This window comes from Desulfovibrio piger (genome assembly GCF_951793255.1).
Lineage (GTDB): Bacteria > Desulfobacterota > Desulfovibrionia > Desulfovibrionales > Desulfovibrionaceae > Desulfovibrio.
In genome coordinates this window covers 1,785,422-1,803,777 of sequence record NZ_OX636706.1, presented here as the reverse complement: position 1 = coordinate 1,803,777, position 18,356 = coordinate 1,785,422, and the positions used below count along the sequence as shown (strand labels likewise).

General features: G+C 62.1%; 13 protein-coding genes. 11 read left to right on the top strand and 2 right to left on the bottom strand.

Features of this window, described 5'->3' with window-relative positions; all coding sequences use genetic code 11:
* Position 1: 1 nt before the first annotated feature.
* The 8 genes from leuS (at position 2) to Q4I12_RS08095 (ending at position 12,430) form a co-directional block, all read left to right on the top strand.
* Positions 2-2,515 (top strand): leucine--tRNA ligase, encoded by a 2,514-nt coding sequence (gene leuS / locus Q4I12_RS08130; RefSeq protein WP_302261292.1) that lies wholly within the window; start codon positions 2-4, stop codon positions 2,513-2,515.
* Between the two features lie 120 nt (positions 2,516-2,635).
* On the top strand, positions 2,636-3,622 hold the full coding sequence (gene holA, locus Q4I12_RS08125; protein WP_168935427.1) for a DNA polymerase III subunit delta: 987 nt from the start codon (positions 2,636-2,638) through the stop codon (positions 3,620-3,622).
* A 620-nt stretch (positions 3,623-4,242) separates the two neighbouring features.
* A complete protein-coding gene (locus Q4I12_RS08120; protein ID WP_168935428.1) occupies positions 4,243-4,935 on the top strand; it encodes a JAB domain-containing protein in 693 nt (230 codons plus the stop codon).
* Between the two features lie 56 nt (positions 4,936-4,991).
* The gene (lon, locus tag Q4I12_RS08115) at positions 4,992-7,460 is read left to right on the top strand and encodes an endopeptidase La (protein WP_437438862.1); all 2,469 of its coding nucleotides are present in this window, start codon (positions 4,992-4,994) and stop codon (positions 7,458-7,460) included.
* A gap of 101 nt (positions 7,461-7,561) precedes the next feature.
* Positions 7,562-8,410 carry a peptide chain release factor N(5)-glutamine methyltransferase gene (gene prmC / locus Q4I12_RS08110; RefSeq protein ID WP_168935430.1) on the top strand — a complete coding sequence of 283 codons (849 nt, stop codon included), beginning with the start codon at positions 7,562-7,564 and terminating at the stop codon, positions 8,408-8,410.
* Positions 8,411-8,743: 333 nt separating this feature from the next.
* On the top strand, positions 8,744-9,208 hold the full coding sequence (locus Q4I12_RS08105) for a hypothetical protein (protein ID WP_297158778.1): 465 nt from the start codon (positions 8,744-8,746) through the stop codon (positions 9,206-9,208).
* A gap of 720 nt (positions 9,209-9,928) precedes the next feature.
* Positions 9,929-11,290 (top strand): alanine/glycine:cation symporter family protein, encoded by a 1,362-nt coding sequence (locus tag Q4I12_RS08100; protein WP_302261291.1) that lies wholly within the window; start codon positions 9,929-9,931, stop codon positions 11,288-11,290.
* Positions 11,291-11,749: 459 nt separating this feature from the next.
* Positions 11,750-12,430, top strand: coding sequence for a phosphoribosylaminoimidazolesuccinocarboxamide synthase (locus Q4I12_RS08095; protein WP_006003800.1), 681 nt, complete (start codon positions 11,750-11,752; stop codon positions 12,428-12,430).
* Between the two features lie 432 nt (positions 12,431-12,862).
* Here Q4I12_RS08095 and tnpA read toward each other — a convergent pair whose 3' ends face one another.
* Positions 12,863-13,291 (bottom strand): IS200/IS605 family transposase, encoded by a 429-nt coding sequence (gene tnpA / locus Q4I12_RS08090; protein WP_302260190.1) that lies wholly within the window; start codon positions 13,289-13,291, stop codon positions 12,863-12,865.
* A 114-nt stretch (positions 13,292-13,405) separates the two neighbouring features.
* Here tnpA and cas3 point away from each other — a divergent pair, with 114 nt between their 5' ends.
* Genes cas3 through Q4I12_RS08075 form a run of 3 tightly spaced genes read left to right on the top strand, consistent with a single transcriptional unit; the run spans position 13,406 to position 17,468 of the window.
* Complete coding sequence (cas3, locus tag Q4I12_RS08085) at positions 13,406-15,751, top strand: CRISPR-associated helicase Cas3' (protein ID WP_302261290.1); 2,346 nt, start codon at positions 13,406-13,408, stop codon at positions 15,749-15,751.
* Positions 15,752-15,807: 56 nt separating this feature from the next.
* Positions 15,808-16,476 carry a type I-C CRISPR-associated protein Cas5c gene (gene cas5c, locus Q4I12_RS08080; RefSeq protein WP_302261289.1) on the top strand — a complete coding sequence of 223 codons (669 nt, stop codon included), beginning with the start codon at positions 15,808-15,810 and terminating at the stop codon, positions 16,474-16,476.
* Positions 16,467-17,468, top strand: coding sequence for a type I-C CRISPR-associated protein Cas8c/Csd1 (locus Q4I12_RS08075; protein ID WP_302261288.1), 1,002 nt, complete (start codon positions 16,467-16,469; stop codon positions 17,466-17,468). The genes cas5c and Q4I12_RS08075 overlap by 10 nt, the downstream gene beginning before the upstream one ends.
* 110 nt (positions 17,469-17,578) lie before the next feature.
* On the opposite strand, the gene Q4I12_RS08070 is transcribed toward Q4I12_RS08075, so the two are convergent.
* Positions 17,579-18,319 (bottom strand): DNA-methyltransferase, encoded by a 741-nt coding sequence (locus tag Q4I12_RS08070; protein ID WP_297160482.1) that lies wholly within the window; start codon positions 18,317-18,319, stop codon positions 17,579-17,581.
* Positions 18,320-18,356 lie beyond the last annotated feature (37 nt).

The window sequence follows — 18,356 nt, the reverse complement described above, 5'->3', positions numbered from 1 at the left end:
CATGACGCAAGATCGTTATTCCCCGCAGGACATCGAACAGAAATGGCAGGAGCGCTGGCAGCAGCAGGATGCCTTTGCCTGCGACCATCACAGCGACAAACCCAAGTATTACGTGCTGGAGATGTTCCCCTACCCCTCGGGCAACATCCACATGGGCCATGTGCGCAACTATTCCATCGGTGACGTGGTGGCCCGCTGCAAGCGCATGCAGGGCTTCAACGTGCTGCATCCCATGGGCTGGGACGCCTTCGGCCTGCCCGCGGAAAATGCCGCCATCAAGCACAACACCCATCCGGCCAAGTGGACCTATGCCAACATAGACAACATGCGCGCCCAGCTGCGCCGTCTGGGCTATTCCTATGACTGGTCCCGCGAAGTGGCCACCTGCCGCCCCGAGTACTACCGCTGGGAGCAGAGCTTCTTCCTGCGCCTGCTGGAAAAGGGCCTGGTCTACCGCAAGAAGGCGCCCCAGAACTGGTGCCCCTCCTGCCACACCGTGCTGGCCAACGAACAGGTCATCGACGGCCTGTGCTGGCGCTGCGACAGCCATGTGGAACAGAAGGACCTGACCCAGTGGTTCCTGCGCATCACCGCCTATGGTGACGAACTGTTGCAGGACCTGCAGAAGCTGGAAGGCGGCTGGCCCGACCGCGTGCTCTCCATGCAGCGCAACTGGATCGGCAAGTCCACCGGTGCGGCCGTGCGCTTCGGCCTGCCCGCTCCCCTGGACGGCGTCGACCATCTGGAAGTCTTCACCACCCGTCCCGACACCGTGTTCGGTGTGACCTTCCTGACCCTGGCCCCCGAACATCCGCTGGTGGAAAAGCTCATCGAAGGTTACGAAAAGGCCGACGAAGTGCGCGCCTTCGTGACCCGCATCCGCAACATGGACCGTCTGGAGCGCCAGTCCGACAATCTGGAAAAAGAAGGCATCTTCACCGGCGCCTATGTGATCCATCCCTTCACCGGCCGGCAGTTGCCCGTGTGGCTGGGCAACTTCGTCCTGGCCGACTACGGTACCGGCGCCGTCATGGGCGTGCCCGCCCACGACCAGCGTGACTTCGAATTCGCCCGCAAGTACGGCCTGCCCGTCAAGGTGGTCATCAGCCCCGAAGGCGAGGTCCTCGACCCCGCCACCATGGAAGCCGCCTTCACCACCGAAGGCGTGATGGTCAATTCCGGCGACTTCGACGGCATGCCCAACACCGACGGCAAGAAGGCCGTGGCCGAACGTCTGGAAAAGGAAGGCAAGGGCAAGGCCACCACGCAGTTCCGCCTGCGTGACTGGAACATCTCGCGCCAGCGTTACTGGGGCGCCCCCATCCCGGTCATCTACTGCGACAAGTGCGGCGTGGTGCCCGAGAAGGAAGAGAACCTGCCCGTGCTCCTGCCCCTGGATGCCCATGTGCGTGAAGACGGCCGCTCTCCCCTGCCCGAGACCGACTCCTTCGTGCGCTGCACCTGCCCCGTCTGCGGTGGCGAGGCCCGTCGCGAGACCGATACCCTGGACACCTTCGTGGAGTCCTCCTGGTACTTCGCCCGCTACACCGGCGCCCGCAATACCGAGAGCGCCTTCGATATGGACGCCCTCAAGTACTGGCTGCCCGTGGACCAGTACATCGGCGGTGTGGAACACGCCATCCTGCACCTGCTCTACGCCCGCTTCTTCACCAAGGTCCTGCGCGACCTGGGCTTCTACCCCGAAGGCCTGGACGAGCCCTTCACCAACCTGCTCACCCAGGGCATGGTGCTCAAGGACGGCAGCAAGATGTCCAAGTCCAAGGGCAATGTGGTGGACCCCACGGCCATGATCGCCAAGTACGGCGCGGACACCGTGCGTCTGTTCTGCCTCTTCGCCGCGCCGCCGGAGCGTGACTTCGACTGGTCCGACAGCGGCATCGAAGGCTCCTCGCGCTTCCTGCACCGCGTCTGGCGTCTGTTCATGGACGAGGCCGAGCGCCTGTCCGCGGTCAAGGCCTGCGGCGCCGGTGCCGACGACGTGACCACGCCCGAAGCCCGCGACCTGCGCCGCCGCGAGCATCTGACGGTCAAGAAGGTCACCGAGGACATGGGCAACCGCTTCCAGTTCAACACCGCCATCTCCGCGGTCATGGAACTGGTCAACGCCATGTACCTGTCCCGTGAAAAGCTGGGCAAGAGCGACGCCGAGAACCGCGTCTTCTCTTCGGCCATGGCCACGGTGCTGACCCTGCTCTCGCCCATCACCCCGCACCTGTGCGAGGAACTGTGGCAGCGCATGGGCCACACCTCTTCCCTGCAGGAAGAAGCCTGGCCCGTGTGCGAGGAAAGCGCCCTGGTGCAGGATACCGTCACCATCGCCCTGCAGGTCAACGGCAAGCTGCGCGGTACCATCGAAGTGCCCGCCGGTGCCGACAAGGCCCGGATGGAAGAAGTGGCCCTGGCCGACGCCGCCGTGCAGCGTCACACCAGCGGCCTGACCATCCGCAAGGTCGTGGTGGTGCCCGGCAAGCTGGTCAACGTGGTGGCCAACTAGCCCGCAGGGAGCCCCGCTCCGCAATACCGAACTGAACCGTTGCGGGGGAAGAAGGCCCGGACATGCCGTCCGCCTTTTTTCCCCGCAACGTCGTTTTCCATCCCGAACCCAGGACGTACCATGCCCAGACCCGGTTTTTCCTTTCTCGTCTGCCCGGACAGCCGCCTTTTGCAGGCCCGTCTGGAAGCCCTTGTGAGCGCCCAGGGCGACAGCGGCCGCTGGGAACGGCACGTCCACTGGGGGGACGAGGAGCCTTCGCCGCGCTTCTGGGAACAGCTCACCCTCCAGGGGCTGTTCGGCACGCCGCGCCTGCTGGTGGTGCGTCAGGCCCATCTCTGGCCCGCCGCGGTCTGGAAAAAGATCTCCGCCGCCCTGGCCCGGCCCTCGGAACAGTGCTGGCCTTTCTTCTGCCTGGAAGTGGCCTGGGAAAAAGGCCAGCCCAAGATCCCTGCCCACATCGCCAAGCTGCGCTGCCTGGGCTTTGCCGACCAGCAGGGCTGGATCTGGCGCAGCGAAGGCCTGAGCGAGCGCAGCATCAAGAAATATGTCCGCGACCGCGCCCAGGCCCTGGGCATCCCCTTCGAGGCCGACGCCTTCGAACAGTTCTGCACCTCCGTGCCCCCCGATGCCCAGGCCGTGGAGAACGAACTGGAAAAACTCCTGCTCCTGCGCCCGGCGGATGACGGGCAGGCCATGCCCTGGTCCGTCACCACGGACATGCTGGCCACCAGCTCCTGGGCCCCGGAATGCAATATCTTCGCCTGCATCCGCCATATGGAAGCCGGCAACCTGGCCGCTGTCTGGAAAGAGCTGGCCCGGGGCCGCAAGGACGTGGAAGGCCTGCTTTTCCCCCTGCTCTCCCTGCTGGCCCGCGAGTTCCGCCAGCTCTGGCAGGCCTGCGCGGGCGAGAAAGTCCGCTTCCATCCCTCCGAAGCCAACGCCAAGCAACAGCTGGCACGCCGTCTGGGCCCCGCCGCCCTGGCCCGCTGTCTGGGCATGATCATGGACGCCGAGCTGGCCATCAAGAGCGGCCGCTGCACGCCTGAGCAAAGCCTGGACAAGCTGGCCACCGACCTTGTGGCCCTTTTCGCCGCTGCCCGGCGCTAGGGATTTTTGAAAGCACACTGATTTTTTGGGGGAAGCCCCCCTTGTTCCGCTGTCGCCCGCAGCTTCCTCCGTCGCAACGGGCACGGCCCGTGTCGCTTTTATTGGGGGAAGGGACCCCCTTTTACTGGCGCGAAAAGGGGGTCCCTTCCCCCAAGCCCCCATCCTCCCCCAAACGCGCTTTCTTCCGGAAAATTTTTGCATGACGGTCAGACCTTCGACTCAAAAGGACCGTACTTTCCAAGAAGACATATGACACGGCACCTGCAATTCTCCGGGCGCACTCTATCCCCAAAAATCACAGACGACAGTCACAGGGCTCTCTGCCACAGGCAGTTGAGGGCCTGCATCATCAGCCCTTCCGAGCTTATGACTGGTCACGCAGCCAAAGAGGACGCTCCCCGGGGCGTCCTCTTTGGCTTCCAGTAAAGCGCGCTGGGGAGAGGTGGGGAATTTGAAGGGAGGAGGACACCTCTCGCGCCGGCAGCGACCGAAGGCGGCCGCAGGCCGTGCCCGTTAGCGGCGAAGGAGCTGACAGGCATCGACAGCAGAGATGAGGGGTCCCCCTCCCCTCAATGAATCTCTTTTCTGCCCCTTGCGCTTGCCAAAAAGCATCTTACCTTATGACCGCAATGCCTGTATCCTCTGCCTCTCCCCATAGCGGCCACCGCAGCCGCCTGCGTCAACGACTGGCTCGCGAGCCTCTGGCTGTGGCCGATTATGAGATCCTGGAACTGTTGCTGGGCTACGGGCAGCCGCGCAAGGATACCAAACCGCTGGCCCGGGAACTGCTGCTGCGCTTCCACAATATCCGCGGCGTGCTGGACGCTCCGCCGGAACAGCTGCTGGCCGTGCCGGGTTTCGGCCCCGGCCTGCTCTCCATGTGGCAGGTGCTGCGCGAAGTGCTGGCCCGCCATGCGGCCGCGCCCCTGTTGCAGGGGGTGGAAGTGGCAACGCCCCAGGCAGTGGCCGAGATGGCCCGGGCCCGTCTGGCCGGCAGCCAGCAGGAAGAATGCTGGCTGGCCATGGTCAATGCGGGCAACCGCCTCGTGGCCTGGGAACGCCTGCGCCAGGGCAATGTGGAAAGCGTCCCTTTGCTGCCCCGCGATGTACTGGAGCCTGCCCTGCGCTACAAGGCCAGCGGCATCATCCTGGTGCACAACCATCCGGGCGGCCAGACCCGGCCCTCCCAGCCCGACCTCATCTTCACCAATACCGTGCGGGAGCTGGCCGTCAACATGGGGCTGCGTTTTCTGGACCATGTGATCGTCACCGATAATGGCTGCTACAGCATCTGCCAGTGCAGACACCTGTAAGCAGTCCGGGAGTATATATGTCTGATCAGAAAAAGAACGACCATCCGCTGGAGGACATGCTGTCCCAGTTGCAGGATGCCCTGAGCCAGGCGGTGGATGCCGCCGGACAGGACCAGGGGACGAGCGGCGACGAACAGGCGTCGGCCCCCGGCGAACAGCAGATCTCCGACCTGCTGCCGGTGCTGCCCGTTCGGGATGTCGTAGTGTTCAACTACATGATCCTGCCGCTGTTCATCGGTCGCGAAAAATCCGTCAAAGCCGTGGAAGCCGCCCTCAAGAAGGGGCGCCACCTGCTGGTCTGCACCCAGAAGGAAGAATCCACCGAAGATCCCGGCCCCAACGACCTTTACACTGCCGGTACGGTAGTGCAGGTCATGCGCATGCTCAAGATGCCCGACGGCCGCATCAAGATCCTGGTGCAGGGCGCCAGCCGGGCCAAGGTGGAAGGCTACCACCGTGTGGAGCCCTATCTGGAAGCCCGCATCACCGTCCTGCAGGAAGAGACGCCCCCGCGCGACGCCAAGATAGAAGCCCTGCTGCGCTCCGCCCGTGAGCAGAGCGAAAAGGTGCTCCAGCTGCGCGGCGTGGCCTCCCCGGACATCCTGGCCGTGCTCCAGGGCGTGGAGGAACCGGGCCGTCTGGCCGACCTCATCGCCGCCAACCTGCGCATGAAGACCGCCGAGGCCCAGCGCATCCTCGAAGCCGTGAACCCCGTGGAGCGCCTGATGCTGGTCAACATCCAGCTCGAACGCGAGGTGGAAGTGGCCACCATGCAGGCCCACATCCAGAGCACGGCCCGCGAAGGCATGGACAAGGCGCAAAAGGAATACTTCCTGCGCGAACAGATCAAGGCCATCCGTCACGAACTGGGCGATGCGGCCTCCGAAGGCGAAGAAGAGCTGGACGAGCTGCGCAAGGCCCTGGACAAGGCCGGTCTGCCCAAGGACGTGCGCAAGGAAGCGGACAAGCAATTGCGCCGCCTGTCCGGCATGCACGCCGATTCTTCCGAGGCCAACGTGGTGCGCACCTATCTGGACTGGCTGGTGGAACTGCCTTGGAAGAAGCTTTCCCGCGACCGTCTGGACATCGCCCATGCCAAGGCCATCCTGGATGAGGACCACTACGGTCTGGACAAGATCAAGGACCGCATCCTGGAATTCCTCAGCGTGCGCAAGCTCAATCCCCAGTCCAAGGGGCCCATCCTCTGCTTCGCCGGCCCTCCAGGCGTGGGCAAGACCTCGCTGGGCCGCTCCATCGCGCGGGCCCTGGGCCGTCATTTCCAGCGCCTGTCCCTGGGCGGCATGCATGACGAGGCCGAGATCCGCGGCCACCGCCGCACCTATATCGGCGCCATGCCCGGCCGCATCATCCAGGCCATCAAACAGGCCGGGACCCGCAACCCGGTCATCGTGCTGGACGAAGTGGACAAGCTGGGTTCCGATTTCCGGGGCGACCCCTCGTCCGCTCTGCTGGAAGTGCTGGACCCCGAACAGAACCATACCTTCAGCGACCACTATCTGAACGTGCCCTTCGACCTTTCCAAGGTCATGTTCCTGTGCACAGCCAACCATCTGGAGACCATCCCGACTCCCCTGCGCGACCGCATGGAGGTCATCAGCCTGCCCGGCTACACCATGCAGGAAAAGGTGGAGATCGCCAAACGCCACCTGCTGCCCAAGAAGGTGACGGAGAACGGCCTGCGTGAAGGTGACGTCATCATGGACGATACCGCCCTTACCGCCGTCATCCGCGGCTATACCCGCGAAGCCGGCCTGCGCAACCTGGAACGGGAGCTGGGCTCCATCTGCCGCAAGCTGGCCCGCCAGCGTGCCGAAGGCAAGAAGGGCAGTTTCACCGTGGACAGCGCCATGGTGGAAAAACTGCTGGGCGCGCCGCGCTTCATCGAAGACGAGAAGGACAAGCGCCTCATGCCCGGCATGGCTCTGGGCCTGGCCTGGACCCCGGCCGGCGGCGAGGTGCTGACCATCGAATGCGCCTGCATGAAGGGCAAGGGCAACCTGCAGCTCACGGGCCAGCTGGGCGACGTCATGAAGGAAAGCGCCCGCATCGCCATGAGCTACATCCGCAGCCGGGCCGACAGCCTGGGCATCGACGCGGACTTCAGCGATACGCAGGACATCCACATCCATGTGCCTGCCGGTGCCGTGCCCAAGGACGGCCCCTCCGCCGGTGTCACGCTGACCTCGGCCCTGATCTCGGCCCTGAGCGGCCGCATCGTGCGGGCCGATACCTGCATGACCGGCGAGATCACCCTGCAGGGCCGGGTGCTGCCCGTGGGCGGCATCAAGGAAAAGATCCTGGCCGGTGTGGCACGCGGGCTCAAGCATGTCATCATCCCCAGCCAGAACGTCAAGGATCTGGAAGAGGTCCCCAAGGAACTGCTGAAAAAGATCAAGGTCCACCCCGCGCACACTTATGATGATGTGCTGGCCCTGGCCTTCGAACCTGTCAAAAAGACGGCCGCGCGTGCCAGGAAAGCCGCTCCGGCCACGGAAAAGAAATAACGCCGCTGTTGCCCCTGCAAGGCGGTGACGCGGATGGCCCGGGACGACATGGCGTTGCCCCGGGCCTTTTTGCTTTGCCCAGCCGCACACAGGACAAGGATATGACCCTTCAGGAACTGCTGACCTCGCTGACCCGCGACCTGCACGCCGCAGGCACGGATGCCCCCGCGCTGGAGGCCCGCCTGCTGGCAGGCCATGTGCTGCACCTTGACCGCATCGGCCTGATGCTGGCCATGCCCTCCCCTGTGGCGGACGACGCAGCCGCCGCCATCCGCGCCCTGACCGCCCGCCGCTGCGCCGGTGAACCGCTGGCCCACATCACCGGGCGGCGCGAGTTCTTCGGCCGCGATTTCGAGGTCAGTCCGCAGACACTCATCCCCCGGCCGGAGACCGAGCTGCTGCTGGAGATCGTGCTGCGGGAATGCGAAGGGCACAGGGACGTGCGCTTTGCGGATCTGGGCACGGGCACGGGCTGCATCGGCATCACGCTGGCTCTGGAGCTGCCGCACAGCCGGGGCCTGCTGCTGGAATACAGCGCCGGGGCCCTGCCCGTGGCGGCCCGCAACATCCGCAGCCTGCAGGCCGCTGACCGTCTGGCCCTGGTACGGGGGGACATGTTCACGCCGCCGCTGTTGCCGCAGGGGCTGGACGTGCTGGTCAGTAATCCGCCCTACATCGCCGCTGCGGAAGAAGACGAGGTCATGGCGGAAGTCCTGCATCACGAGCCGCACAGCGCGCTCTTTTCCGAGCAGGACGGTCTGCGCCACCTGCACGCCGTCATCCGTTCCGGACAGCAGGCCCTGAAACCGGGCGGCCTTATCGCCATGGAACACGGTTACCGCCAGGGCGAGGCCGTGCGCCGTCTGCTGATGGAGGCCGGTTACGGCGCGCCCCGCACCGAGCAGGATCTGGCCGGTCTGGACCGCTGCACCTGGGCCCGCCGGGACTGATCCGCCGGAGGAACCAGCAGCAGCGGGCGTCCCTGCCCTCCCGCATCGGCAGGGCACTGCCAAGGGGCACCGCCGCTCCCCTTGCTGCACACGCCATCGCCGCCGGCGAGGTCTGCGATGTGCCGCCCATGAGCTGCACACAGCTTGATAAAATTTTTTCGGCTCCTCTCCCCGCAGCGACCCTGTACGGAAAGGACGGGGCAGCCCTCCGGCACTCCGTATCTTCCGCCGGGCACGTCGCGCGCGCCGAGGCCGGGCACGGCGAAAAAATTTCCCTCTTCCCGGCTAGGCCCGGAAGGCACTCTTTGCTATAGCAAGGCAAAGGTGTTCGTCATGGGAAGATACGCAGACCCCACGGAAAAAGCCATCCGCTGCCCGCTCAAGGGGCATCAGCGGCCCCTGCTGGCCTGTCTGGCCTGCCGGCATTTCCCCTGTCGCGCCATGACGGAAGAACGGCTGGCCCTGTTGCGCACGTCGCCCTTTGTCCAGCTGGATACGAAAAACTCAAAACTGCTGCCACGGAGGCACGTCATGTATATTTTCAGGATGACTTCTGGAGAACTGCGGGACGCTCCCGAAGATTTCAGCCCCGATGCCCCGGACTTCGAACAGCTGGCCGATGTGGAAGAAGTGCTGGTCATCGGCAAGGTGCTGGTCAAGCAGTTGCGCCTGGTGGCCAAGCCCCGGGAAGAGCGCGACCGCATCCGGGAACAGCTCTCCACGCCCGACCTTCCCGAGGAAGTGGAAGAAGAAAGGCCCCGCCGCAGACGCCGCAGCAGCGTCCGGGACGAGGACTGATGCCATTGGGGACTGCATCCGTGCGGTCCCTTTTTCTTTTTCCCTTGCTGTTTTCCTTTTCGGGATGCAGGTCAGTTTTTTCCATCACCGGGATCCGCCAGCCCCGTCCGCCTTTTGTCCGCCTCTCTTCCCCTGCCCTGGCATGCCTTCCCCCTGACGGCGATCTTTTTTGCGGCGTCCGCCACTGCCAAGGGTACGCGCCCTCCCGGCCCCTGATCCCGGTCTTCCCCGTCCCTGACGGGCTGCATGTCCCTCTCCGGACCGCAAGAGCGAGGGCGCTCCCATCCGCTCATCCCGGGGCAGGACTTTTTCCAGAAACGGCAGCCAACAAGCCGGCATCACGCATATTTTTTTGCTCTCCACGCGATGCTTGGGAAATGATTCCCAATCAATTCCGGCATGGACATTTTCCGCGTTACGGTTTAATGTCGCACATACATAGATAAATAGACGACAACCATAGCGAACAATGACAGCGCCCCTGCCCGCCGGACACCACCGTACCGGCATCCGTACCGGGCCCGCCCCGGAACGAAAAAAGGACGCGCTGTTTTTTTGGCCCCGTATGGATGCAGATCATTCATCCATACATGAATCTCGCGAAGGTTGCCGGGAACATGACACCATCATTCCATATTCGACATGCCTTGCCAGACGACGGACGGACACGGGGTTCTCCTGCCGGATGACATGCAGGCCGGATAGCCTGAGGGGGAAACCATGGAAGAATTGACGAAACTTGTCTCCAACATCAACAGCTTCATCTGGGGCATGTACTGCCTTATCCCGCTGCTGTGTGGTGTGGGCATATACTTCACCATCCGGCTGAAGTTCATCCAGATCCGCAAGTTCGGACAGGCCGTGCGCATGCTCTTCGGTGACCTTTCCCTGAAGGGCAAGCGCGCCGACAAGCACGGCATGAGCTCCTTCCAGTCCGTGGCCACCGCCATCGCCGCCCAGGTGGGTACCGGCAACCTGGCCGGTGCCGCCACCGCCATCGCCATGGGTGGTCCCGGCGCCATCTTCTGGATGTGGATCGCCGCCTTCTTCGGCATGGCCACCATCTTTGCCGAAGCCGTGCTGGCCCAGGTCTACCGCACCCGCGACGACGCCGGCCACATCACCGGCGGCCCCGCCTACTACATCTCCAAAGGTCTCGGCAGCCACAAGCTGGCCGTGTTCTTCTCGGTCTCCATCATCATCGCCCTGGGTTGCATCGGCAACATGGTGCAGTCCAACTCCATCGCCGACGCCTTCAAGACCGCTTTTGACGTGCCGCCCCTGGTCATGGGCCTGATCATCGCCGCCTGCGGTGCCTTCGTCTTCTTCGGCGGCATCGGCCGCATCGCTGCCGTGACCGAAAAGATGGTGCCCCTCATGGCCCTGCTGTATGTCATCGGCGGCCTGTTCGTGGTCCTCAGCAATGCCGACCAGATCATCCCCGCCTTCAAGATGATCTTTGTGGGCGCCTTCGATCCTTCGGCCGCCACCGGCGGCATCATCGGTGCCGGTGTCAAGGAAGCCATCCGCTACGGTGTGGCCCGCGGCCTGTTCTCCAACGAAGCCGGTATGGGTTCCACGCCTCACGCCCATGCCGTGGCCAAGGTGCAGTACCCCGCCCAGCAGGGCCTGATGGGTATCGTCAGCGTGTTCATCGATACCTTCGTCGTGCTCAACATGACCGCCCTGGTCATCTTCGTCACCGGCGCTCTGGACGGTACCACCACCGGTATCGCCCTGACCCAGAAGGCCTTCTCCACCGGTCTGGGTGCCTTTGGTATCAAGTTCGTGGCCATCTGCCTGCTGTTCTTCGCCTTCTCCACCATCGTGGGCTGGTATTTCTTCGGTGAGCAGAACGTCAAGTACCTGTTCGGTACCCGCGGCGTGACCCCCTACCGCGTGGTGGTGATGTGCTTCATCGTCATGGGTTCCCTGCTGCAGGTGAACCTGGTGTGGGAACTGGCCGACATGTTCAACGGCCTCATGGCCTTCCCCAACCTTATCGCCCTCATCGGTCTGGCCAAGGTCGTGAGCAAGGCCCTGGACGAATTCGAACAGGCCAACCTGGCTGACAACAAGTAGGGTCCCTGCCTGAAACAAAAAGTCCCCTGACCATCGTGGCCAGGGGACTTTTTTCATTTTTTTTCAAGGCCTCGCAGGCAGCCGCAGGGCCATGCATCAGGGAAAAAAGCGTACGGGAATCAAAGCGTGGTCCAGATGCAGCCATCATGCTTTCAACATACTGCAACAAAAAACAGAAAAAACAAATGTAACACTACATAATAATGCCATTTATGGATTTTTTTTTCATCCATCGCACAGGATTTTTTTATAAAATTAGATAAAAAATAAAAAATAAAAAATTTACTCACTCTTTTTCTTAATGCATTGCCTTTATGCAGTAAAAAATATCCCCCATATTCCCTGCTTGATTTCACACTATAATAATTATATGCATACCGGACATTTTTTGATTCTGACCGGCCCTGCCGGGCCGAAACAAAATTTTTCTCCCACCATAGCTTCACGGAGGTATCGAAAATGGAGCTCATCTACACTGGCAAAACGAAGAACGTCTATGCCCTGGAAAACGGCAACTATCTGCTGAAGTTCAAAGATGACTGCACCGGCAAGGACGGCGTTTTCGATCCCGGCGAGAACTCCGTGGGCCTGACCATCGACGGCGTGGGCGACGTGAACCTGCGCATGTCCATCTACTTCTTCGAAAAGATCAATGCCGCCGGCATCAAGACCCACTATGTGAGCGCCAACCTGGCCGACACCACCATGGAAGTCCTGCCTGCCAAGCCCTTCGGCAAGGGCCTGGAAGTGATCTGCCGCCACAAGGCCGTGGGCAGCTTCATCCGCCGTTACGGTGATTACATCGAAGAAGGTGCCGACCTGCCCGCCTATGTGGAAACCACCTTCAAGAACGACGCCCTGGGCGACCCCCTGGTCACCAAGGACGCCCTGGTGGCCCTGGGCGTGATGACCGACAAGCAGTACGACGACATCAAGGACATGACCCAGAAGATCACCCAGATCGTGGCCGACGACCTGAAGGAAAAGGGCCTGGTCCTGTACGACATCAAGTTCGAATACGGCTATGACGCCGACGGCAAGGTCATCCTCATCGACGAGATCGCCTCCGGCAACATGCGCGTCTACAAGGACGGCAAGTATATCGATCCCATGACCCTGTCCAAGATGTTCTTTGCCTAATCGGCAAGGACCTCCCCGCCGCGGCCTGACGGGTTGACGGCATCCGCCTGCAAGGCACGCCCGGTATGGAATGCTCCATGCCGGGCTTTTTTTATGCCGGATGCAGCTGCGGGACGGGACTTTTTCCCTCTCGTCATGCGCAGGACAGACGATCCAGCGATCTTTCCAGCCTGTCGGCGCAGCAGTGACGCACGACGCCCTTCCAAGCCCCTCACTCACAACGCAACAGCCTTCAATAATCTGGAATCACAGAAGAAAAACAAGACATCACAAAGCCGGCATGATTTTCTCCCGAATTCGTATTGCAGCCATTACAAATAAACTGATACAATAAATTGAACACTCCACCGGCTAAAGCCGGTGGATTCACCGTGGCGACTAAAGTCGCGTTCCGGCTAAAGCCGGTATGGCCCCTGCTGAAGCAGGCTGAAGTCATTCCCCCTCAATTCGGAAGGTTTCATCTGCATCTTCCTGTTGCGTGATGTATTGCTTAATGACCTCATCGGTCACATTGCCACTGCTGCAACAGAAATAGCCACGCGCCCACATATGACGTCCCCAGTACTGGCGGCGCAACAATGGAAATTCATTTATCATGGCATGCGCGGTTCGGCCTTTCAGTTGTTGCATCAACTTGCTCACAGCAAGGCTTGGTGAAATCGAAACGAAAAGATGGATATGGTCGGGTGCTATATGTCCTTTGAGAATTTCCACCTGATGCTTTTCACAGATGCCGCGTATCAGCGACCTGGCTCTCTGGGCGATGTCGCCTGACAAAATCTTTTTCCTGTACTTGGTTATCCAGACCAGGTGCAGGTGAATTGAAAAAACACTGTGGGAGCCTTTACGATAATTGCTCATGCCCACAGACTACAAAAGAAACGCTAAAGCCGCCACCTAAAGGTGGGGGTTTTACCCCTCCCTGAGTGGGACAATAACGACACATATATTTCTCCATACTCTCGGGAGGGACGCATGCTGTACGCGCATACGCTCGCCGGCCATCCGAAAGAAGACTGGCAGACCTTGCAGGAGCATCTGGAAAACGTCGGCAGGCTGGCAGCGGACTTTGCCTCCTTGTTCGGAGCCGCCAGGACAGGGGCGACGCTGGGTGCCCACCACGATGCCGGAAAAGCCACAGAAGGATTCCAGCGCAGGCTGGAAGGCGGCCCACGTGTCGATCATTCCACAGCAGGGGCCGTACTGCTCGGGCAACGCTGGGAAGCGTCTCCATCCCGGCAGACCGCCGCCCTGGGCACCATGCTGTCCCGTTTTCTGGCCTATCCCATCCTCGGACATCACGGCGGCCTGCCCGACGCCGGATCCGAATACGGTACCGGTCTCGACCACCGCCTTGCTCCCGGCAATATCCAAAAGCTCCCCTCCTGGGACCCCGCGGCCATCCCGCTTCCGGCCTCTCCCATGGACATCTACCAGGAGATGCTCCCGCTCATCTGCAAGCAGGGACGCCATCCTGATCCCTTCCGCATCTGCTTTGCCCTGCGCATGCTGTTTTCCTGCCTTGTGGATGCCGACTATCTTGATACGGAACGTTTCTGCACCCCCGACATCTACCGGCTCCGGCCAGCGGTCCCCGCCCTGTCGCCGCTGGCCGCCCGACTGGAAGACTATCTGCATCGCAAAGGATTCCTGCACGAAAGCCGTGTGGCCCCGGAAGAACTCGAGGCAGGTGCGGCCGCGCCCTGCGGCAGCAGTGAACGCCAAAAGGCCATCGCCCTGGCCCGCTCCTTCATCCGCGAACAGTGCGAACAGGCTGCGGCCGCCGCTCCCGGCCTGTTCTCGCTCACAGTCCCGACCGGAGGGGGAAAGACGCTCTCCTCGCTGTCTTTCGCCATCCGGCACGCCATCCGGCACGATCTGCGCCGCATCATCTTTGTGGTGCCCTACACCAGCATCATCGAACAGAACGCCCAAATATTCCGCGAGGCGCTCGGCGATGAGGTGGTGCTGGAACACCACAGCAATTTCGTCCATCCCGACGAAGGCGATGACGAAAGTACGACCAGCCTGCAATACCGGCTGAGTACGGAGAACTGGGAAGCAGCCGTCATCGTCACCACGTCCGTCCAGTTTTTCGAATCCCTGTTTTCCTGCAAGCCTTCCCGCTGCCGCAAACTGCACAACATCGCCCGCAGTGTGGTCATCCTCGACGAAGCCCAGATGATCCCCGTGCCCTTTGTCGCCCCCTGCGTGGAGGCCCTGCGCAGCCTTGCCGGGCACTACGGGACAAGCATCGTCCTCTGCACGGCCACCCAGCCGGCCCTGTTGCGCTCCACGGCCCTGCCTTGCGGGTTCGAAGCGGACGAAGTCCGCAGCCTGGTGCCCGAATCGACCCTCCCGGCCCTGTTCAGGATCTTTGAACGCGTGCGGACGACCTTTGAGCCCATGCTCACCGATGCGGAACTGGGCGCACGCCTGCTGGCGGAGCGCCGGGTGCTCTGCATCCTGAATTCACGGCGCCATGCCCGCGCGCTGTTCGAGCGATGCGGCAAAAACGAGGATCTTTTCCATCTCAGCGCGTACATGACGCCCTGCCACCGCAGCCGCACCTTGCAGACCATACGGGAAAGGCTGGCCAGCGGCCTTCCCTGCCGTGTCATCAGCACCTCGCTCATCGAGTGCGGCGTGGATATCAGCTTTCCCGTGGTCTATCGCGAACGCAACGGCCTCGATGTCATTGCCCAGGCAGCCGGGCGCTGCAACAGGCATGGAGAACGGGAGCTTGGGCAGGTCTGCGTCTTTGACGGCGAACAGCCCGTTCCCCTCCGGGCCGCCGACCTGAACCGCAGACGCGAGGCCTGTGCCCTTGTCCAGGATGCGGACGACCTGTTCGGGCCCGCGACCATCCGGCGTTATTTCCAGGCCCTGTACAGCCACCCGGAACTGCTCGATGAGCACGCCATCCTCCGGAAGATGAAGCTCGTCACCTCCTCCAATGCCGCCCTGGACCCGCGCTTTTACCGCATCCCCAAGCTGGATGCGGATTTTGCGGAGATCGACAGAACATTCCAGTTTATCGAATCTCAAACGGATAGCGTAGTCATCGAATCCCAGCTCCCGGAAGAGTTGCGCACCTGCCTGCGCAACGAGCAGACCCTCCCCTCCCGGGTGTTCCGCAGGCTGCAATCCTACAGCGTCCAGGTCTATCGCTGGGAACGGGAAGCCATGGAACAGGCCGGCCGGCTGGAGTGCCTCCATGACTGCGTGTACCTGCTCAGCGGCGGTCTGGGCTATGCGGAGGACACCGGACTGGATGTGCGGATGGCGGACGGCATCTCCTCGGCAGATCTGGTTTTCTGATCCGCCAGACAGGCCGGGAAGATCCCGGCAAGGACAGCAACTGAAAGGAGGCTCCCATGATCGGAGTCAGATTACGGGTCCGGGGCGACTATGCCCTGTTCACCCGCCCGGAAAACAAGGGGGAACGCTGCAGCAATGATGTCCCCACGCCATCGGCGATGCGCGGCATCCTTGAAGCCATCCACTGGAAACCGGCCATACGCTGGCTCGTGGACAGGATCCACGTCCTGAACCCCATCGTGTTCGACAGCATCCGGCGCAACGAGGTCTCGGAAAAGGGCCCCAGCGTGAAAAGCGTCAAAAATGCGGCAAAGAACGGCACGCCCCTGTACCTGTTCGCCGACGAATGCCGCCAGCAACGGGCCACCCTGCTGCTGCGGCATGTGGATTACGTCATCGAGGCCCATTTCGAGCTGACGGACAAAGCCGGCCCGTCGGACAACGAAGGCAAGCACATCGACATCTTTCGGCGCCGCGCACGGAATGGCGAGTGCTTCCAGCAGCCTTGTCTGGGGTGCCGTGAGTTCCCCGCCTATTTTTCCCTTCTGGAAGAAGAGGATGCGATGCCCGCCTCCAGCCTTGCCCACGATGCGCCGCGCGATCTCGGCTATATGCTGTACGACATCGACTATGCCCACGGCATGAAGCCCCTGTTCTATCGTCCGCGCCTGGAACAGGGGATCATCGACGTGGCCCGCTGGAAAAGGGAAACCCTATGTATCTGACAGAACTGTACCGTTTTTACGACCGCATGACGCAGGATCCCCAGTCCGGCATGCCGCCCGAAGGCATGAGCGCCGAAGCCATCCACTTTGCCCTGGTCATCGGCGAAGACGGCAGCCTGAAAGGCGTGCATGACCTGCGCGACAGCAAAGGCAAGCCGCTGCGCCGTTTCGTACCGGCGGCGGTCAGCCGATCGAGCAATGTCGCCGCCAACTTCCTGTGGGACAAAACCTCCTACGTCCTCGGCATCGACGGACGTGACGATTCCTGCCCCTCCCCGGAAAAACGACAGTCCTTTCTGGCGCTGCATCATGAGCGTTTCGATGCCTGCCCGGACAGACACGCCAAAGCGCTGCTGGCCTTTCTGGATCACTGGCGGCCGGAGATGCTCCACAGCCTGCCCGAACGTCAGGCCCTGCTGGGCAGCCGCCTGGTCTTCCAGCTTGAAGGCGAAGACCGCTTCCTCCACGAAGAACCGGCCATGGACGCAGGCCCGGCAACGGGCAGCGCGGAGATCTCCTTTGCCCTGGTCATCGCTGAAGACGGCAGCCTGAGATCTGTCCGCGACCTGCGCGACAGTAAAGGCAAGCCGCGCAAGATGTCCGTCCCGGCGGCACGGCGGCGGAAAAAGGAACTGCTCCCGAACATGCTCTGGGATGACGCGGCGTATGTGCTGGGCGTTGACGGAAAGGACGATACGCGCCCCAGCCCGGAGACCGCCGCAGCCTTCCACGCGCTCCACAGGAAACTGCTGCAGGATGCGGACGACAGACACGCCCGCGCCCTGCTGGCCTTTCTGGACCGCTGGCAGCCGGAGATGCTCCAAAGCCTGCCCGAACGTCAGGCCCTTCTGGACAGCAACCTGGTCTTCCGGCTCCAGGGCGAAGAGGGCTTCCTGCACGAACACCCCGCCCTGCAGCGGATCTGGCTGGACAATCTCGACGGACAGGAATGCCCGCAGGGCCAGTGCCTCGTCACGGGCAGGGAAGGCTGATGCGCGCCGTTAAAAATCCCCTTGAGGAAGCGTAATAACCTGTGTGGCTCGATATTTCATAGGACGCAACATCATTGCAAAAAGGCGGGGTCCTGCGACCTCGCCTTTTTCTATGTGCGTTCAGCGAGCACGGCTGTCAGCCTACTGCGGCTGATTTCGTAATACTCTGGCGACAGCTCCATGCCGATATAGCTCCGGCCAGTCCTGATACATGCCTCGCCCACGCTCCCACCGCCCATGAACGGGTCCAGGACAGTTGCCTGTGGAGCCGCCACAGCCAGCAGGTCTTCGATGAGCTCCACCGGCTTGCTGGTCAGATGCACTTTTCTGGCGGCAATCACAGGGTAGCCATACACGCCAGGCAAGCAGGTTCGCGTATGGGCAATGAAACGCCCTTTGACGGCGAACAGCACATATTCGCACTGCTGGCGGAACTTGCCGATTTGCGGGCGGGCACTTCGCTTGTCCCAGGGCACGATGCCCAGCCATTTCCACCCTGCGGCTTGCACGGCATCACTCAGGGCCGGAAGCTGCCTCCAGTCGGTGAACACCATGAGCGGTGCACCTTCGCGGGCAATGCGCCAGCATTCGCCGAGCCACAGCGTACACCACATGATCCAGCTATGCTGATCCTTGGAATCGCCCAGCATGGGCGGATATTGCTTCTTTGTTCCACTGGACTGATATTTTTGTGCCGGGTCGGCCTGTCGTGCCCCCAGAGTGACGCCTCCGCTGGAATACGGCGGATCGGTGAGGACTGCGTCCACGCTTGCCTCAGGCAAGGTTGTGAGGACGCGCAGGGCATCCCCCTGATAGAGCGAGATACCGTCCGTTTGAAAGTGAGAATCCATATATTTCTTCTTCAAAACGGGGCTCGTGGCCCTCATC

Coding starts and splice junctions, on each gene's coding strand:
- tnpA (WP_302260190.1), bottom strand. CDS start 13,291: ATGAGCAATTATCGTAAAGGCTCCCACAGTGTTTTTTCAATTCACCTG.
- leuS (WP_302261292.1), top strand. CDS start 2: ATGACGCAAGATCGTTATTCCCCGCAGGACATCGAACAGAAATGGCAG.
- Q4I12_RS08075 (WP_302261288.1), top strand. CDS start 16,467: ATGTATCTGACAGAACTGTACCGTTTTTACGACCGCATGACGCAGGAT.
- Q4I12_RS08100 (WP_302261291.1), top strand. CDS start 9,929: ATGGAAGAATTGACGAAACTTGTCTCCAACATCAACAGCTTCATCTGG.
- cas3 (WP_302261290.1), top strand. CDS start 13,406: ATGCTGTACGCGCATACGCTCGCCGGCCATCCGAAAGAAGACTGGCAG.
- Q4I12_RS08105 (WP_297158778.1), top strand. CDS start 8,744: ATGGGAAGATACGCAGACCCCACGGAAAAAGCCATCCGCTGCCCGCTC.
- prmC (WP_168935430.1), top strand. CDS start 7,562: ATGACCCTTCAGGAACTGCTGACCTCGCTGACCCGCGACCTGCACGCC.
- holA (WP_168935427.1), top strand. CDS start 2,636: ATGCCCAGACCCGGTTTTTCCTTTCTCGTCTGCCCGGACAGCCGCCTT.
- cas5c (WP_302261289.1), top strand. CDS start 15,808: ATGATCGGAGTCAGATTACGGGTCCGGGGCGACTATGCCCTGTTCACC.
- Q4I12_RS08070 (WP_297160482.1), bottom strand. CDS start 18,319: ATGGATTCTCACTTTCAAACGGACGGTATCTCGCTCTATCAGGGGGAT.
- Q4I12_RS08095 (WP_006003800.1), top strand. CDS start 11,750: ATGGAGCTCATCTACACTGGCAAAACGAAGAACGTCTATGCCCTGGAA.
- Q4I12_RS08120 (WP_168935428.1), top strand. CDS start 4,243: ATGACCGCAATGCCTGTATCCTCTGCCTCTCCCCATAGCGGCCACCGC.
- lon (WP_437438862.1), top strand. CDS start 4,992: ATGCTGTCCCAGTTGCAGGATGCCCTGAGCCAGGCGGTGGATGCCGCC.